The following is an 18,144-nucleotide window of genomic DNA, read 5'->3' on the forward strand; positions in this document are numbered from 1 at the left end:
TCGTCCTGAGCCAGGATCAAACTCTCCATAAAAAGAAATTTGATTAGCTCAAATTGTTTTGCTGGCATCATGTTTGATGTCCAAAATTTTGTTTCGTTCACCAACTTAAGGCTAGCTACTAAAAACTTTATTGATTACGTTTTGCTTGTTCAGTTTTCAAGGTTCATGTCATTATCTTGTAGTGACAGCTTTTATATCGTACAACATAAAAGTTCGTATGTCAACAAGTTATTTAAAGTTTTTTGGAGCGGGTGATGAGAATCGAACTCACGACATCAGCTTGGAAGGCTGAGGTTTTACCATTAAACTACACCCGCGCGGTAAATTATATTTATTTAAAATGGCGCGCCCGACAGGAGTCGAACCCATAACCTTCTGATCCGTAGTCAGACGCTCTATCCAATTGAGCTACGGGCGCATATTATATAAATCCATAAATTGACTTGGTGCGGCCGAGAGGACTTGAACCTCCACGGGGTTGCCCCCACTAGGCCCTCAACCTAGCGCGTCTGCCGTTCCGCCACGACCGCATTCAATTAGGAACTTTCTTATCATACTATGATAATTCAAAAAGTCAACCTTTTTTCTTAAAAAAGATGAGCCATGAAGGACTCGAACCTTCGACCCTCTGATTAAAAGTCAGATGCTCTACCAACTGAGCTAATGGCTCATATTAAGAAATGAATGGCTGGGGTACTAGGATTCGAACCTAGGCATGACGGAATCAAAATCCGTTGCCTTACCGCTTGGCTATACCCCAATAAGTGGCGGTCCCGACCGGGATCGAACCGGCGATCTCCTGCGTGACAGGCAGGCATGTTAACCGCTACACCACGGGACCAATGTTACTATATTTTTATGAATTAAACTAATGAAATGACCCCTACGGGATTCGAACCCGTGTTACCGCCGTGAAAGGGCGGTGTCTTAACCACTTGACCAAGGGGCCATGGCTCCGAAGGCAGGACTCGAACCTGCGACAACCTGATTAACAGTCAGGTGCTACTACCAACTGAGCTACTTCGGAATAATTCATATATTTTGCCGTCGTTATCTTGTCGACTTTTACTATTATAGAGACATCTATAACGAACGTCAACCCTTTTTTTATTCCACTAGTTTTAAACGTCCTAAACACTTGCTACAACAGTATTTCCCCACATTCATTCTAATTTTCCTTACATATAATTGTTGGCATTTTACACATGTATATGTATAAAGTCGGCGTTGTTTTTTTTGAGATGTTTTAGGGATTTGCAATACTGAGCAAAAACGAGGAGCGTTCACTTTGACTAATAGCTCTCGAAAATCTTTGTCTCGATGCTGATACCCTTTGCCTTCCAAGTGTAAATGATAATGACATAATTCGTGTCGAACTATACCTTCTACTTCGCTAATACCATACAATTCATAAGCTTTTGGATTAACTTCAATATTGTGCGATTGCAAGAGATAACGTCCACCTGTTGAACGTAGCCTTGAATTAAAATATGCTCGATGCATGAATGGCTTCTGGAAACTTTCTAATGATATTCGACTAACAAGACTTTGTAGTTCCTCATTGTTCATATCTATATCACCTCTAACAATAAGAATACCACACTGCGTAGTATAGACAGTGTGGTATTGATTTATCCCGCATTAACGGATAGTAATTTATCTGTACCGAAAGCGTAGTGGCAGCAAAGCAAATACAATTGCGCCAATGCGAAATTGATTACGCTTCAATAGTTTGATCTTTAGGAGGTAGCATCGTTAGTGAAATGCGGCCTTTTTTGACATCTATTTGTTCTACCCAAACAGTCACAATGTCACCGAGAGCAACAACTTCTAATGGATGTTTAATCCGTCTTTTTTGTAATTTTGAAATATGCACAAGTCCGTCCTGCTTCACGCCAATATCTACAAACGCTCCGAAATCAACTACGTTTCTCACTGTACCTTGTAATTCCATCCCAACTTGTAAATCTTCCATTTTTAAAACATCTGTTTTCAGCAGAGGCTGAGGGAATGCATCACGTGGATCGCGACTTGGTTTCATTAATGTATCCACAATATCTTGAATTGTGACAACTCCAATATCTAAAACTTCACTTAATTTTTCTACATCTAGTTTTGCAATGGCCTCCTCTGCCTTCTGCATCCCAAGCTCTTTTTTATCAATTTGCGCTACCTCTAAAATCTGTTCGGCTACACTATAACTTTCGGGGTGAATGCCCGTAGCATCAAATGCGTTTTTTGCTCCTGGAACACGTAAGAAACCAATTGCTTGTTCATACGTTTTAGCACCAAGTCGCGGAATTTTCTTTAGCTGAGTACGTGTAGTAAATTGTCCATTTTCCTCTCGTACCTTCACAATATTCTCCGCAACCGTTTTAGATAATCCAGAAACGTATTGCAGTAGCGAAGCTGAGGCTGTATTAACATCAACACCAACTTGGTTAACAGCTGTCTCTACTATAAATGTTAAGGACTCCGTCAATTTCTTTTGAGAGACATCATGCTGATACTGACCTACTCCAACTGCTTTGGGCTCAATTTTTACTAACTCCGACAACGGGTCTTGTAAACGACGTGCAATAGAAACCGCACTACGCTGTTCTACCTGTAAATCAGGAAACTCTGCACGAGCAGTTTCAGACGCTGAATAAACAGATGCCCCTGCTTCATTGACAATAACATAGGCCGTATCAGTTTCAAGCTCATTCAATACATCTGCTATAAACTGTTCTGTTTCGCGTGAGGCAGTACCATTACCAATAGCAATTATAGTTATTGGGTATTTTGCTAAAATCTCTTTCACAACCGCTTTCGATTTTGCTACATCTGGCTTTGGCGGATGTGGATAAATGGCTGTAACCTCTAGCATTTTCCCGGTTGCATCTACAACAGCTAACTTACAGCCTGTACGGTACGCCGGATCAACACCCAATACATACTTCCCTTTCATTGGAGGCTGTAATAAAAGATTACGCAAATTCTCAGAGAAAATGTGGATAGCCTGCATCTCTGCCTTTTCAGTAAGTTCATTTCGTAACTCTCGTTCTATAGAAGGCTGAATTAAACGCTTGTACGAATCCTCTATCGCTAGCTTCACCTCGGCAATTGCTGGTGAAGAACCTGTAGCAGGAATCCATTCCTTCCACATAATCATCAATACTCGATCTATTGGTACATGAATTGCTACTTTTAAAATTTCCTCTTTCTCACCACGATTTACAGCTAAAATACGGTGCGGAACAATACGATTTACGGGCTCTTCATATTCGTAATACATTTCGAAAACGTTTTTGTCGTCTGTCTCTGCGTTCTTAACACTTGTTACGAGTACTCCATCTTTCCAGGAATACGTTCGAATTTTTTCACGGATTGCCGCTTCATCAGCAAAGCGCTCTGCTAAAATATCTCGAGCCCCAGCTAACGCATCCTCTACATTAGCAACTTTCTCCTCATCTACGAAAGCCATTGCTAATTGTTCTAAAGCATCACTACGATACTCTAATAGAAGATCCGCAAGAGGTTCTAACCCTTTTTCTTTCGCTATAGTCGCCTTTGTTCGACGTTTTTGTTTATAAGGTCGATATAAATCCTCTACACGCTGTAAAACAGTTGCTGCTTGAATAGCTTGTTCTAATTCAGGTGTTAGTTTATCTTGCTCCTGAATTAATCGTATAACCTCTTCTTTGCGTTGTTCAAGCTGCTGTATGTAGTGATAACGATCCTCTACAGCTTTAATCTGTACCTCATCAAGGGATCCAGTAGCTTCTTTTCGATAACGTGCAATGAATGGCACGGTGTTTCCTTCTTCTAATAATTTAATAACAGCATCAGCTTGACCTGACTTAATAGCTACATCCTTTGCAATGAGCTGTAAAATTTGCTTTTGTTCCACATTATCACTACCTTTTTTCTTTTTATTTTACCATTACACTTTACTAAAATTGCAAAAAAATAGTCTACTCTAAAAGAAGAGTAAACTATTCAATCAATTATACCTTGGCATAATTACGTCTGGAACAACCCCCTCGCTCCAAAAATTTCAGAGCGAAACTCTATCACTTACTAAGATAAATTCCTGTAACTTTTTTATTGCTTTCCTTTGTATTCTTGATACATGCATTTGAGAAATCCCTAATCGTTCCCCAACTTCATTTTGAGTGAGTTGTTCTAAATATGTAAGCTGAATTATTTCTCTTTCTCTCTCATCTAAAATACTCATAGCGTCAGAAACAATCATTCTTTTATTAGTCATTTCAAAGCCGTCATCTTCTTTACCCATAATATCAAATAGTGTTACTGTGCTGCCGTCAGAATCTGACTCTACTGAATGATCCATAGAAAGAGCATGATAACTACGGCTCATCTCCATAGCCTCTAAAACCTCTTCTTCTTCCACTTCTAATTGATCTGCGATTTCCTTAATAGATGGAGAACGCTGCAACTCAATTGTCAATGCTTCCACTGTTGTTTTAATGCGCGGTCCTAATTCTTTTATTCGCCTTGGTACATGAACATCCCAAGTTTTATCACGTAAAAAGCGCTTAATTTCCCCAACAATCGTTGGTACAGCAAATGCTTCAAAGCTCCGACCAACATTAGGATTAAAACGTCTAATTGCACCTAGCAACCCCAGCATACCTACTTGAACAATATCATCATAATGAGATCTACCATTCGAATATTTACGTGCAATGGACTCAACTAAATATCGATAATGCATCACTAAATTTGTTTGTGCTTCATCATCCTCTGTTGATTGGTACAACGCAATCCATCTTAATATATCTTCCTTGGACGAAGTTTTATGTGGTGATTCTTTCGACATTTTTTTCCACCTGCTCTCTAGCAACATACTTTGTCATGAAAACAGTAACGCCACCATCGTTATTTATCATCACCTCATCCATCAAAGTTTCCATTAAATAAAGCCCTAAACCACCTTCTCTTAAACCCGCAATACCCTCTTCAGGATGGTACGGTCCAACTTTCGACTTTATTTCCTCAAAATTGAAACTATTGCCGTAATCTGCAATCATCATTTCTATTTTATTTTCATACAAAGCGCAACCAATGACGATTTCTCCTTCTTCTTCGTCCTTATATGCATGATGTACAACATTCGTTACCGCTTCACTTGCGGCAATTTTTAAGTCCTCAATATCATCATAATTAAACCCAACCCGACTAGCTAAGCCAGAAACCGTCAATCGAATCACACTGACAAATTGCGGTTTTGCAGGAACCCTTATCTCAATATAATCAAATTCCTTCATTTTCGTAATTCCACCTTTTTATCAGTCTCAATATCCATTAAATCGCTTAAACCAGTAATTTCAAACAACCTTTGTAATCTATTCGACAAACCTACAAGTTTAACTTTCCCGTTTTCACGTAACGTTCTTTTATAAAAGGCTACAAAAATACCTAACCCTGTACTATCCATATAATTAACTTTCGATAAATTAAGCACTATTTCTAATCCTTCAATAATTTTCACTGCCTCTAACTCCTCCCTAAGACGTGAAGCAGTATAAGTATCTATTTCGCCCTCAATAAATCCGTATAATTTATTATCTAATTCTTTAAAGTGTATCGCCATATCCATATAGCACACCTCCACCATATTTGTTTGACTGCTTTTCTATTCCCGTAATTACAAAGGTTAAAACCCTATTTTTTTATAATCGCAACTGTAAAATCGTCTGATAGTTTAAAATCCTGCATTTCTTCAATTTGCTTATAAAGGAGATTACATAATTGTTGAGCTGATAAGTATTTATTTTCCAATATTAGTGATGTAATGACCTCTCGTGAATTCATTTCATCATGCGTTCTGAATTCCGTAACACCATCCGTCATCATTATTACGATATCATTTTCTTCCAAAACAATTTCGTTGTACGAATATTTCGTTTCTGGCAACACCCCCAGTAATAATCCTGTCGATTCCAAAGGAAAAAATTCATTATGTTTAGCGCAATAATGGAGGGCCGGCTCGTGACCTGCAGAAGCATAAGAAAAAATACTCTTTCGCATATCCAAGCAACCGTAAAACATAGAAACAAACATACTGTCGTCTACACTCTTTTCAATTACTCGATTGATGACCTCTAATACATACGAAGGTTCTTTATATGCATATTCTAACGTTTCAAGACCGTATTTCACCATAGTCATACATAATGCAGCGGGAACACCTTTACCTACCACATCTGTCACAGCTACACTCAAATAATCCTCTCGATTATATAAAAAATGTACATAATCTCCATTCATCTTCCGGTTTGGGATAGATATCATTCCTATATCAATACTTGAAAGTTGTGGTACGTCTGTTTTAAGTAATGTTTTCTGAATGTTTGTAGCGATTTTCATTTCCATCTCATACTCTGCTTGTTTTTGTAATAAACTTTGGTGCTCCCTATGAGCCATTCCATAATGCACCATAACTTCGATAAGAAAATCATATGCGAGCTGTTCTTCACTCATTCTACATGGAAATAGTTTCTCAACTGCGTTTTTATGGACACTTACAACATCCTCTGGAGATATATTCTTTTGGATTAACTGGCGAATGAAATTTTGAGCAATATACAAATTCTTTTCAGTTTGATCGGTCATATAATCTGACAAAATCTTTTTATATTGTGATTCTAATTGTTCCAAAAATTCCACATCCTAACGCAGCCATTTTTCAGCTCTTATCGTTGTTCCTTCTCCTACAATCGATTGAATAACCATATTGTCCATCAATCGATTAACGCCTGGTAAACCTGCACCGAGCCCTCCTGAAGTGGAATAGCCATCCTCCATCACTTTCCGAACATCCTCTATTCCTGGACCCTGATCAGTTGCAATAACAATTATCTTCTTCTCAGTGTCTGTCTCAACTTTTTCAATTTCAATGACACCTATCCTTGCATATAAATATATATTTCGGGCTAGTTCACTTATAGCTGTGGTGATTCGTGCCTGATCAACAGTGTCAAATCCAAGCGCCTTTGCTTCGTCACGCCCCAGTTGTCTTGCTGCTACTATATCCCACTCAGTAATAATTTCAACCGAAGACTTAATTGTCACTGTCGCCCCCCCAATTCCTTTCGGAGTTATACTCTTACACTTTAATTCAGATCATCTTATCAACTTTTACCTTGGCGTAATTGAACTGTCGCTACGTTAACACTACGCTTTCGCACAGACAATCTTGTTGCTGAACGATGATAAAATTCTATTTTTATTTTCTTAAACCTCTCGATATTTTTTCAAAAATCTATTCAAAATATAGATCTTGAGTATATCTTAAATCTATTAATACCATTTTTGAATAACGATTTCAATTTATGGTAATAAAGTATTTGAGAGTACAATATCAATTTCCCCTTGACGGAATTGTAGCTGTCGCCACAGAAAACTTTTGTTGCTGTCGCTTCGCTTTCGCACAGAAAATATTTGTTGCTGTCGCTTCGCTTTCGCACAGAAAATATTGTTGAATAAAGATAAAAAAGCATCGAGATGAAAATTCATCTCGATGCCACTATACACATATGTATATCAAAATTTAACAAGCCCTAAACTAATCATCAATGCACCATCAACTTTCTCCATCAACGCATTGTCAAGTTGCGTAATACGATCTGTCAATCTTGACTTATCAATCGTCCGCACTTGCTCGAGCAGAATAACCGAATCACGTTCAAAACCATACTTTTCAGCATTAATTTCAACGTGCGTCGGTAATTTTGCTTTTTGAATCTGTGCAGTGATAGCTGCGATGATGACAGTCGGACTAAATCGATTGCCAATATCATTTTGAATAATTAGCACCGGCCTAGTGCCCCCTTGCTCGGACCCAACTACCGGCGATAAATCTGCAAAAAAAACGTCACCACGTTTTACATTCAAAGTGTCATCCCCCGCTAACGAGACGCTCCACCGTATGTTGTGCTTCATATTCTGCGTGCAAGCATTCACTTGCAATACTCAGGTTTATATGAGACATTTCAACATATCCTTTCATCATAGCTTCCCGTATTTGATTTGGTTGCTCCTGCATTAAAACTTTGCGCGACAAAATACGCGCAAAAGATTCACTCTCAATTACTTCCTTTGTTTGTAGAAACAGTCTATCCTGAACAGCAATTGTAGCTTCTCTTAACTTTTTCTCGTACACAGCAAGCACCTCCAACGGAACCATCCACTTTTCATTACTACCCATTCTACCATTGAAAGATATTGTTGAAAAGACACGAAATGACAAAATATCTGACAATTTAAAGTCCAAGTTGTAAAAATATGTAGGTTGTCGAAGGTATTTGCCGAATATTCACCTTGCAATTCGTTACAAAATATGAATGAATCAGCTTCTTAGTAAATCTTCTATAGTTGTTATTTACCAAGTTGTTTAGTGTTTAGATATAGTATTCATTTATCCAAATTTAAATGTCAAAACTATTTAAGACCGCCTATAACAAAATCCTTAAGTAACTTTTTAGGTTAAGTCCAGATTAAATGTATAATCTAGGAACTCTCGCTGTAATAATGCATGGTACTTCATAATTAATGGTTTCAAGCTTTGCTGCCCATTCATTCATTGAAATAGCATCATGTCCTTGAGGACCAATGAGTGTTACCTTCTCACCTATAGCATATGCTTTAGGCAAGGCAACCATACATTGGTCCATACAAATTCGTCCAACAATCGGCATTCTTTGTCCATCAATTAGTACTTCTTGTCCACCTAATTTACGAATCACCCCATCAGCATAGCCTACTGGTATTGTTCCTATCCACATATCCGAAGGAGCCTCAAAAGTAGCTCCATAGCCTACTGAATCCCCTGCTTGTAACTGTTTCACATGAACAAGCTCACTCTCAAGCGAAAACGCTGGCTGTAACGGAAATGGTAAAATACTTTCTACATAAGAAGATGGTGATAATCCATACATCGATATACCATATCTAACAGCATCAAATTGTAAATGTGCATCTTTTACTAAAGATGTAGCCGTGTTTGATGCATGAACAAGTCTAGGTTTTTCGGGCAATGCAGTTACACATTTCTCAAAAAATTGTACTTGTCTATCAAAGTATGAAGTATCCTCTTCATCCGCAGTCGCAAAATGTGTAAATATCCCATCAAGCTCCACATTCACTGTATTTTGTATTGTTTGATATAGATCCAATAATTCTTGTTCTGAACGAACGCCAATTCTGCCCATTCCACTATCTACTTTAATATGTAGTCGTAAAGGACTTGCTTCATTAGCTATGAACGGAGCCGCTTGCTGTACCCATTCACTTGCAAATGCCGTAAGAATAATGCGCTGTTGGGCAGCATATGGTGCAAATGAAACTGAAGAGGCACCTAATATTAGTATGTCTGGCTCTTCAAAATGTGCTCGAATATGTAATGCTTCATCTGGCGTTGCCACTGCAAGCATTGTTGCACCTGCCTCAAGTGCTGCTTTTGCAACGGCTACATCTCCGTGACCGTATGCATTTGCCTTTACGACAGCTATAATTTGAACATTAGGTCGAAGTAGCATTTTCAAATTTTTTACGTTTTGTTGAATTGCTTGTAAGTCTACTACTGCTTTAGTTGGTCTAAAATATTGCTGTGTCTCCATTAGAATACCCTCTTTATTTTTTATTAAAACATTATGTATTGAATAAATTGCCTTTTTTATACTATTTTTACATAATTCGTTCTATTTTAGACTAATCTTCTACATAACTTTTATCATATATGACTTAACAACTTCTAAACAGTGTTAATTTTCTTCAAAACTGTACTTATTTACTTAACGAGCTACAGCTTTCCATATAGAAAGCTGTAGCTAGAAAAATTATTTCATACTACCTATCGTCATAGAAGTGGCTACTTGCACCATTTCTTCACGAGTCAATTTACTAGAGGCTACAAAGAATTCAACGCCGTCCTTTTCCCAGCTAATAGAGGTATCGGTAATAGCACCAATCGTAAAGCCTAAATCTACCGGATCACCAGGAGACGATACTGGCAACATAGCAGCCTCTTTCGAAACTGGCTGTTGCATGACAGTAAATGGCTTGTCACCGTCGAATGTTAAGATGACACGGTCCATTCCACCCTCTCGCATAACTTTCTCTTCCACCATCTTCGTATTTTCTAAATTTACAACAGGGTAGTGTGTTTGGAACTCTTTATTTTCGGCTTCTGCACTTACTGCCTTTTTCTCTTCATTTCCATTCGGGTTATTGTTGCTCTCCTTACTGTCTTTGTTGTCTTTGTTATCTTTTTTATCTTTTTCTGATGGTGTAGCTTGTTCACCTTTTGTTTCATCTGATTCTGTAAATTGCTCAACCGCATACTCTTTAGCAGCGTGTTGAACACCTAATTTAATATTTTTAAATGTGATACGAATTTGTTCTTCTTTTACATCATTCATAATTACTACGGAAGTAGGAAGCATTGTTTTCTTATCAACTGTTATAACCTGATGAGGCATACTATTTTTATAGCTATTTCTAGTAGCCGCTTCAAATATATATGCTTTGTCCTCTTCTTTCATGACTAAATTTTTATCTTGAGCTAAATCTTCTGCTAGTGCACCTATTAAATAAGCTTGACTATTTTTCTTGGGCCAATCACTTTGGAATTTATACATTTTGTTTAATGTAGGTGTCACAACAAAAACTCCATCTGCATTTCGCACTATCATTTGTGAAACATCTTTCCCACTTTCTACTACTTCTACTCGATAAAAATCAGGTTTCGTATGCCAAACTGTTACATCATATTTTTTGGGATCTCCACCAGATTTAATCTCCATCGTAGCATTCAACTCATAACCATTTGCTTCTGCCCATTTCCCATTAACTTTCTTCAACACTTTTTCCTGTGAGTCTGTACCACATGCCGATAAAAGTAATATCGTACAAAATAAGACGAGCCATTTAACTATTCGGTTGCCCACGCTTTCACCCTTTCCTTCTTTCAAATCCACTACGACAATATATGAACCGTATTTGTCAGTTATGTCATTTGAACAAGGGCAATATATTTATCTTCACTCAGAAATTTATTTTTCTTTTAACTTCTTTCAGCGGATATTTGGACAACCGCTGAAATAGAGGAACTCAGTCTAAGAACGCCACGTCCTGTAGCAACGACTGAGTGACCAACTTCGTGTTGGCCTAAAGCCTCCGGCGGACGTCACGGAATCGGCAAGGAGTTCTTTGTGCAAGCAAAGCCGATTCCAGACCCAATTATGCCAAGGCATAATTGATTAGCTTATCACCATAACGTAGGGTTGATTTCCGCTCCGGCTGGGGGCGTCAGTCTTCACTCCAATTAACTTTATCTAAATGGTATACGTTTTAAAAATGTCAACCACAACTTTTGGTGATGAGCTTTTTTAATATTTTATATGGCGCAAGCTTTGTTTATCATTATTTATTGTAATAATATTACTTGTGCCGCAGCGTATTGCTTAGAATGTGTTATACTTACAAATCCATTTGCAAGCTGTCCTTTGAAATATAAAACCGGATTTCCAGCTTCCCCTCTTAAAACTTCAATATCATGAAGCTTACATTCTTCACCAATACCAGTTCCCAATGCCTTTGAAAATGCTTCTTTTGCAGCGAATCGTCCAGCTAAAAATTCTATTTTACGAGTTTCTGAATGTGCATCAAACAAAACTCTTTCCTTTTCAGTTAAAATGCGATCTTTAAATTTATTTGTTCTTCTTATTGCTTTAGCAATACGGTCAATTTCTACAATGTCAAGACCAATTCCTTTAATCATTTGAACTTCTCCTTTTCCTATTTCTAAAAAGCCATGTATAATAATTGTAAATTGAGGTGGAGTTATGTTTAGTAGAACAGAAAATTTTAAGCAATATACAAAGTATTATCCGATTGTTTCAACATTAATAGCGGTTAATTTAATTGTTTATGTACTAACTATTTTACCTGGAGTAGGAGAAAATGTATTGAATTACGGATTTCAATCGAACTTCCTTATACGATCTGGTGAATGGTGGCGTGTTTTTACTGCAATGTTTTTACATGCTGGCTTTTCGCACGTTTTCTTTAATATGTTTTCATTGTATTTATTCGGACCAGAGCTTGAAAGAATTGCTGGCAAGGTACGTTTTACTACAATTTATTTAATGTCTGGTATTGTAGGTAACATGGCAACCTATTTACTTTATGATAGTAGCTATCAAAGTCTTGGTGCAAGCGGAGCTGTTTTCGGAATATTCGGTGCTTTCGGAGCGCTTGTCTACTATACACGTCGTACAATGCCGATGCTTCGTAAACTTATTTTGCCCATCATTGTGATCAGTGTTATCATGACTTTCCTACAGCCAAATGTGAATGTCTATGCTCACTTAGGCGGCTTAGTAACAGGTTTCCTTCTTGGACTCGTTTACTTACATCCAAAAAGAATTTTAAGCTGGCGTAAACAAAAGATGGCGGGTAAGTAATAAGTACAAGAGGAGCAATCCTCCGTGATAAGCTATCATCACGGATTGCTCCTCTTATTTTTATACTAGAGTGATATACAATTCGTCAATTTCAAAGTGCGACCGTATCCTCTTTCGCTGCCTTTATTTTTTTCCATTCAACTGCTGTTAAGCCATAGACAACTTGGTCTACATGATGATCATAAAGCCACTCAGCATCTCTTAAACGTCCCTCTTCATGAAACCCTAACACTTTTGGAATTGTACGACTTCGAATATTCCCTACCGCTACTCGCACTTCAATGCGATTTAATTTTAAATAGCTAAAGGCATAATCAATAAATGCTTTCATAGAATTTGTGACTAAGCCCTTACCAACAAATTCGTCCCCCAACCAATATCCAATACTTGTCCATTTATGTTGCCAATTCACTTGATGATAGCCAATCACTCCAGCAAGCTTCCCCTCATAATAGATCCCCGCTTGTAGGCCATTATTATCTGCGTATTGTTGCATCGCACCTCTTACAAATCGCTCTGTATCCTCTACTGTTTTCACATCATCTACAAAAGGTAACCATTCACGCAACGTATCTCTCGAACGATCCGTCAACGCGAATAATTCATCTACGTCACTTAAATCCAATAATTTTAAATACGTGTTCTTATTAATATCATACTTAAACAAAATTACCACCCCTTTTGTTTGATTTATTCTATTATAAACAGTATATTTGCATATTTATAGATAAAAAAGGCTAATCCTCCTATTAATTGTAAAGATTAGCCAAACTCTTGCTTTCAATGTTCATACCAAGATAATATTGTTTCAGCATCTTGCTGCTCTAAGTTTCGTACATTCCCTGCCATACCGGTCATACCTGACATGACCGTTGCTTTTACAGACATAACCTTCTTTCTTTTTTGAAAATAGGTTTGAGTAGTCCCAATAGATTGTATGCGTTTTTTCTCCATAAAGAATGTAGTACGACTGAACACACGATATTGCATAGTTAGTTGCTTTCCATCGATCATATAACCAGCTGATTTATGTTGCCAAATACCCATTACTATTGTTAATGGAATTAATAATAACGAAAGCAACCCATACGGATATAAGAAGTAACTACATGCACCAATTATAGGTATGAGCCAAACAAAATCAATTCGGTAAAAAAATGGACGAGCTCGTTCTGGTGAATAAATAAATTCTGGACGCCAATTTATATCTGGAAAAAGTTGCTCTAGCGTTCCCAAACAATCCTGCTTCTGAATAAGTGGGAACAGAGTAATTTTCTTATCATTTCCTTCTCCACCATTTCCTCCAGCACTCTCAACGACAACTGTGGCGAAGCCAAATAATTGGCGCACTGGATTCTCTACAATACGAATCGCCTGAATTCTATTTAACGGTAAAGTAATTCGTTTTTTCTCAATTAGCCCTTTTGTAATAATAAGCTTTTCATCTTCAATTCGGACTGTATATTGGTAATAATTGAACAGTGTAATAACAAATGACACAAACCATGCCAGAATTAGGCTGAATATCACTGTTAGTACAACTAAAAATGCACCAATTTTCGCAAAGTCAGCTAGCTCGTTAAAAATTTCCTCATATGGGATTATTTCTGAAATCTGAGGGATAAATGCTGCTACCCCGGACAGAACAAACCCAATTCCACCTGAAGTTATGGCCAATATAAGCAAATCACGTATCGACATATGATAAATAGTTGGAACTGGTACTTCCTCTATTAGCGACTGTTCATCATTCATCTGTTCATTTATTTGGTTCTTTGCACGACGCATTTCTAGCTCTATGACATCTGCCTCTACCTTACGTATAGCCGTTAACTCTACCTCAGGCTTTCTATCCTTACTCCCCGCAGTTTCAACCTGAACTTTTACTAAGCCAAATAATCGATGAAAAATACCCTCATTATAATTTAAGCTCTGAATACGTTCAAATGGGATATAACGTTTCTTTTTAACGAATAAACCATACTTTACACGCAATTCTCCATCTTCAAACCAATATACAAAGGTACGCCACTTAACAATGCCACTAACAAGCGCAAGTAAGGCCCCTACTCCCCATATACCGAATAAGAAAATCGTCCGCCAAAAATTATCACTATGGAAATTAAAGGAGAAGTGAAAACCATTAGTTATGATAATAACAACTAACGGAAAAATCATACTTTTTAATGCTTTTGCACTCGCGATAACAGCCGATATCGGGTGTAAACGATTAATTTCCTTAGACATCATCTTCCGCCACCCTTGCTAATTCCGAAATACGTGCACGAAGCCTATCAGCCTCGTCCATTACAAGTGCAGGAATTGTATGTACAGTTGCTGCTGTAGATATTGAAATATTACCTAAACCATATTTTTTTAATATCGGTCCTTGCGTCGTATCAACATGCTGTACACGCACCATTGGAATAAGTGTACGTTTAACAACGAATAAACCATGTTGCACCTCGATTTCATTGTCACGCACCTCATAGCGCCAGCGTTCCCATCTTATCTTTGGAAATAAATAAGTGGATAGGACAGCACTAAGTATGACTACAGCAACGGCAATGAAATAAATATATGATGGCCATTCATAATAATATGTGCCGTAGCATGCAAACGCCGCTACAATCAAAAGTAATAATGTTTGCAATACACCATATAAACGCCACACTGTTAACCCTTTCTTAGAAATCATATGCATTGGTTCTGTTCTCAAAGTCGTTCCCTCTCTTTCTTTAACTACGTATACGTAATCAGTAATCATTTTGTTTCAAAATTATATCAATTTTCGCCTTGGCGTAATTGCCGCTGACGCTTCGCTTTCGCGCAGAAAACATTTGTAGCTGTCGCTTCGCTTTCGCACAGATGAATTGCCACTGGACGTGGTGTTCTTAGACCGATTTCCTCTATTTCAGCGGGTGCTTGGACACCTGCTGAAAAAAGTTAAAAAAAAACCTTACAGCCATTTTGACTGTAAGGTTTAATCATTTCCATGAAGATAAAATTAGTCTTCGTGACGACGTGGTGCGCGTGAACGACCTTGTCCACCTTCACGGCGTCCGCCTTCTCGACGAGTTCCACCGCTTCCTCCACGACGATCTCCGCCGCTTCCTCCACGACGATCTCCGCCACTTCCTCCACGACGATCTCCGCCACGTCCGCCTTCTCGACGTCCGTTAAAGCTACGGTTACCGCCACGTCCACGATCTCCACCGCCACGGTTGTTAGAACGCTCACGACGCATTGGTAATGGTCGTTCTTCAGTAATTGTTACTGGCGAGTCATCTGGCTCTTTTGTTAACGAACGAAGTGCAGCAGCTACAACATCGATTGCATCATGGTTTTCAAGTAATTCTGTCGCAAGTGTACGATAATCACCTAAGTTGTTGTTCGCAATAAGACCTTCTAGTGTTTCCAAAGCTAGGCGTTGTTGACCAACTAAAGCTTCGTCAGTTGTTGGTGGACGAAGTGGTGTCATACGTTTTTTCGTTGTCTCTTCTACAATACGTAGGTAACCCATTTCGCGTGGTGTTACAAATGTTACTGCAAGACCTGATTTACCTGCACGACCTGTACGACCAATACGGTGAACATAAGACTCCGGATCTTGAGGAATATCGAAGTTATAAACATGTGTTACACCAGAAATATCAAGACCACGAGCAGCTACATCTGTTGCCACAAGAATATCAATTTTATTTTCTTTAAATTGACGTAACACAGAAATACGTTTTGCTTGGCTTAAGTCACCATGGATTCCTTCAGCAAGATAACCACGGATTGATAATGCTTGTGCAAGCTCATCCACGCGACGTTTTGTACGTCCAAAGATGATCGCAAGTTCTGGTTGGTGAACGTTTAATAAACGAGATAAAATGTCGAATTTTTCACGCTCAGCAGACTTCACAAAATATTGATCGATGTTATCAACTGTTAGTTCTTTCGCTTTAATTTTTACGATTTCTGGATCACGCATAAATGTTTCAGCAATTTTACGGATTGCTGGTGGCATTGTTGCTGAGAACAATAATGTTTGACGTTCAGAAGGCACATTTTCTAAGATTGAATTAATATCATCGATAAAGCCCATATTTAACATTTCATCAGCTTCATCAAGTACCAATGTTTGAACATCTTCTAGTTTTAAAGTACGACGATTAATATGGTCAATAATACGACCAGGTGTACCTACGATAATTTGAGGTTTATTTTTCAGTGCACGGATTTGACGGCCGATTTCTTGACCACCGTAAACTGATAACAATTTTACACGTTTATCATAACCAATTTTATATAGCTCTTCTGAAACTTGAATCGCTAATTCACGAGTTGGAGCAATTACTAATGCTTGGATATTAGGGTTTTTCGGGTCAATTTTTTCGATAAGTGGAATCCCGAAAGCGGCAGTTTTACCTGTACCTGTTTGCGCTTGACCTAATACATCACGGCCTTCAATTGCAAAACGAATAGTACCTTCTTGGATTGGTGTTGCTTCTTCAAATCCCATACGCTTTACTGAGCGTAATGTAGATTCGCTAATATTTAATTCTGAAAAATTTGTCAAACTTCTCAATCTCCTTTTTCTGCTTTTAAGTTGACAAATGGTTACATTTTCAGATGAAGTTGTCGGCAAATTCGAGCCTGTGTTTTGGAACGTTTCCGTTACTTAAAATTTTTCTCTATATGATGGTCACATAGAGCTCTCTTATATGAAAAGGAAAGCCCGGTCTTTACCGAGCGGTTTGATTCTGTCGTAATTATTCACTTTAGAATAAAACCGTTGTGTTCAAAAAAAAGTACTCTTCAATCAAATATGAAGAGTCTTCGCACAAAATGTATCCATTGCTTACACTAGTCTAACATGGGATTAAAACGTATGCAACGATAACGCATGAGTCGTAATAATCTGACTACTTTACGCACTCATTAAAAACGACAAAACGTAAGAAAACCATTCAGAACAATCTTCATCATAACATATATGATGCTTCCCTTTATCAGAAAAATACAAAGTTTTATCGTTTGAGGTTACTTGATCATATAAAAATTGAGCCGTGTGATATGGTACTATTCCGTCTAATTTCCCTTGTACAATATACACCGGAATTTTAATATCTTTATAATACGGCTCCACCATTCGAACAAGCTTCATGAATTCTATCGTTGACGATAGTGGCACATGATTAAATTTATGCCGGTACCGTAAAAACAATTCATTACTAGACAGATTACGATGATACGCCTCAGTGGCAAGCATTTTAAAATCTTTGACTAGTTGCTTCGGACTCACATACTTGGCGGCTGCGCTTAGTAATACAAGCTTTTTCACTTTATAACGTTTAGCTAAATAGAGCGCTATAATGCCACCCATTGAAAACCCAACTACTATTACTTCGTCTACTTTTTTAGCAAGAGCACGAAAAGCGAGCTCGGCATCCATTAGCCAATGCTTGGCAGTGAAACCACGCATTTGCAATTCCTCCCCATGTCCTGACAAAGTAGGTTCTTCAATCAGCCAATTTATATGCGTACGTAAATAGGTAGTAAAAGGTTCTACTTCATAAGGCCCGCCTGAAAATCCATGTATACATAACACACCTACTGACATTTTTTTCACCTCTAAATTGTAACTCATTTAAATCAAGAATTTAAAGAATCGGTGAAAGAG

General features: G+C 38.0%; 18 protein-coding genes and 8 tRNA genes. 1 reads left to right on the forward strand and 25 read right to left on the reverse strand.

Annotation, left to right across the window (positions count from 1 at the left end):
• Positions 1 to 243: 243 nt before the first annotated feature.
• From ABH966_RS15675 to acpS, 20 genes are all read right to left on the reverse strand, one after another.
• Positions 244 to 317, reverse strand: a tRNA-Gly gene (locus tag ABH966_RS15675).
• 24 nt (positions 318 to 341) lie between these two features.
• Positions 342 to 418, reverse strand: a tRNA-Arg gene (locus ABH966_RS15680).
• Positions 419 to 444: 26 nt separating this feature from the next.
• Positions 445 to 530: transfer RNA gene (locus ABH966_RS15685), tRNA-Leu, on the reverse strand.
• A 67-nt stretch (positions 531 to 597) separates the two neighbouring features.
• Positions 598 to 670 (reverse strand) — tRNA-Lys (locus ABH966_RS15690).
• 15 nt (positions 671 to 685) lie between these two features.
• Positions 686 to 760: transfer RNA gene (locus ABH966_RS15695), tRNA-Gln, on the reverse strand.
• Between the two features lie 5 nt (positions 761 to 765).
• Positions 766 to 841 (reverse strand) — tRNA-Asp (locus ABH966_RS15700).
• Between the two features lie 36 nt (positions 842 to 877).
• Positions 878 to 949: transfer RNA gene (locus tag ABH966_RS15705), tRNA-Glu, on the reverse strand.
• Between the two features lies 1 nt (position 950).
• Positions 951 to 1,027: transfer RNA gene (locus ABH966_RS15710), tRNA-Asn, on the reverse strand.
• An 80-nt stretch (positions 1,028 to 1,107) separates the two neighbouring features.
• On the reverse strand, positions 1,108 to 1,569 hold the full coding sequence (locus ABH966_RS15715) for a SprT family protein (RefSeq protein WP_370079919.1): 462 nt from the start codon (positions 1,567 to 1,569) through the stop codon (positions 1,108 to 1,110).
• Positions 1,570 to 1,717: 148 nt separating this feature from the next.
• Positions 1,718 to 3,892: a Tex family protein gene (locus ABH966_RS15720; protein WP_370079921.1), complete on the reverse strand. Its 2,175-nt coding sequence runs from the start codon at positions 3,890 to 3,892 to the stop codon at positions 1,718 to 1,720.
• A 147-nt stretch (positions 3,893 to 4,039) separates the two neighbouring features.
• A complete protein-coding gene (gene sigB / locus ABH966_RS15725) occupies positions 4,040 to 4,825 on the reverse strand; it encodes an RNA polymerase sigma factor SigB (protein ID WP_370079923.1) in 786 nt (261 codons plus the stop codon).
• Positions 4,803 to 5,273, reverse strand: a complete 471-nt coding sequence (gene rsbW, locus ABH966_RS15730) for an anti-sigma B factor RsbW (protein ID WP_370079925.1) — start codon at positions 5,271 to 5,273, stop codon at positions 4,803 to 4,805. Before rsbW ends, sigB begins: the two co-directional genes overlap by 23 nt.
• Entirely contained in the window at positions 5,270 to 5,605 is a 336-nt protein-coding gene (locus ABH966_RS15735) for an anti-sigma factor antagonist (RefSeq protein WP_370079927.1), read from the reverse strand. Before ABH966_RS15735 ends, rsbW begins: the two co-directional genes overlap by 4 nt.
• A gap of 65 nt (positions 5,606 to 5,670) precedes the next feature.
• Positions 5,671 to 6,666 carry a PP2C family protein-serine/threonine phosphatase gene (locus tag ABH966_RS15740; RefSeq protein ID WP_370079929.1) on the reverse strand — a complete coding sequence of 332 codons (996 nt, stop codon included), beginning with the start codon at positions 6,664 to 6,666 and terminating at the stop codon, positions 5,671 to 5,673.
• Between the two features lie 12 nt (positions 6,667 to 6,678).
• A complete protein-coding gene (locus tag ABH966_RS15745; RefSeq protein WP_370079931.1) occupies positions 6,679 to 7,080 on the reverse strand; it encodes an anti-sigma regulatory factor in 402 nt (133 codons plus the stop codon).
• 471 nt (positions 7,081 to 7,551) lie between these two features.
• The gene (locus ABH966_RS15750; RefSeq protein ID WP_370079933.1) at positions 7,552 to 7,902 is read right to left on the reverse strand and encodes a type II toxin-antitoxin system PemK/MazF family toxin; all 351 of its coding nucleotides are present in this window, start codon (positions 7,900 to 7,902) and stop codon (positions 7,552 to 7,554) included.
• Positions 7,903 to 7,906: 4 nt separating this feature from the next.
• On the reverse strand, positions 7,907 to 8,170 hold the full coding sequence (locus tag ABH966_RS15755) for a hypothetical protein (protein WP_049663444.1): 264 nt from the start codon (positions 8,168 to 8,170) through the stop codon (positions 7,907 to 7,909).
• Positions 8,171 to 8,504: 334 nt separating this feature from the next.
• On the reverse strand, positions 8,505 to 9,626 hold the full coding sequence (gene alr / locus ABH966_RS15760) for an alanine racemase (protein WP_370079935.1): 1,122 nt from the start codon (positions 9,624 to 9,626) through the stop codon (positions 8,505 to 8,507).
• 219 nt (positions 9,627 to 9,845) lie between these two features.
• Entirely contained in the window at positions 9,846 to 10,955 is a 1,110-nt protein-coding gene (locus tag ABH966_RS15765) for a LolA family protein (RefSeq protein ID WP_370079937.1), read from the reverse strand.
• Positions 10,956 to 11,434: 479 nt separating this feature from the next.
• Positions 11,435 to 11,788, reverse strand: a complete 354-nt coding sequence (gene acpS, locus ABH966_RS15770; protein ID WP_370079939.1) for a holo-ACP synthase — start codon at positions 11,786 to 11,788, stop codon at positions 11,435 to 11,437.
• A gap of 64 nt (positions 11,789 to 11,852) precedes the next feature.
• Here acpS and ABH966_RS15775 point away from each other — a divergent pair, with 64 nt between their 5' ends.
• On the forward strand, positions 11,853 to 12,473 hold the full coding sequence (locus ABH966_RS15775) for a rhomboid family intramembrane serine protease (protein WP_337988590.1): 621 nt from the start codon (positions 11,853 to 11,855) through the stop codon (positions 12,471 to 12,473).
• A gap of 91 nt (positions 12,474 to 12,564) precedes the next feature.
• Here the strand turns inward: ABH966_RS15775 and ABH966_RS15780 are convergent, their stop codons facing one another.
• The 5 genes from ABH966_RS15780 to ABH966_RS15800 all read right to left on the reverse strand — a co-directional run bounded on the left by ABH966_RS15780 (position 12,565) and on the right by ABH966_RS15800 (position 18,084).
• Positions 12,565 to 13,140: a GNAT family N-acetyltransferase gene (locus ABH966_RS15780; protein ID WP_370079942.1), complete on the reverse strand. Its 576-nt coding sequence runs from the start codon at positions 13,138 to 13,140 to the stop codon at positions 12,565 to 12,567.
• Positions 13,141 to 13,253: 113 nt separating this feature from the next.
• Positions 13,254 to 14,720 carry a PH domain-containing protein gene (locus ABH966_RS15785; protein WP_370079944.1) on the reverse strand — a complete coding sequence of 489 codons (1,467 nt, stop codon included), beginning with the start codon at positions 14,718 to 14,720 and terminating at the stop codon, positions 13,254 to 13,256.
• Complete coding sequence (locus tag ABH966_RS15790; RefSeq protein WP_370079946.1) at positions 14,713 to 15,192, reverse strand: PH domain-containing protein; 480 nt, start codon at positions 15,190 to 15,192, stop codon at positions 14,713 to 14,715. The genes ABH966_RS15785 and ABH966_RS15790 overlap by 8 nt, the downstream gene beginning before the upstream one ends.
• 288 nt (positions 15,193 to 15,480) lie before the next feature.
• Positions 15,481 to 17,040 carry a degradosome RNA helicase CshA gene (gene cshA, locus ABH966_RS15795; protein WP_370079947.1) on the reverse strand — a complete coding sequence of 520 codons (1,560 nt, stop codon included), beginning with the start codon at positions 17,038 to 17,040 and terminating at the stop codon, positions 15,481 to 15,483.
• A gap of 351 nt (positions 17,041 to 17,391) precedes the next feature.
• Complete coding sequence (locus ABH966_RS15800) at positions 17,392 to 18,084, reverse strand: alpha/beta hydrolase (protein WP_370079949.1); 693 nt, start codon at positions 18,082 to 18,084, stop codon at positions 17,392 to 17,394.
• Positions 18,085 to 18,144 lie beyond the last annotated feature (60 nt).

It is taken from the genome of Lysinibacillus sp. RC46, from assembly GCF_041262385.1.
GTDB lineage: Bacteria > Bacillota > Bacilli > Bacillales_A > Planococcaceae > Lysinibacillus.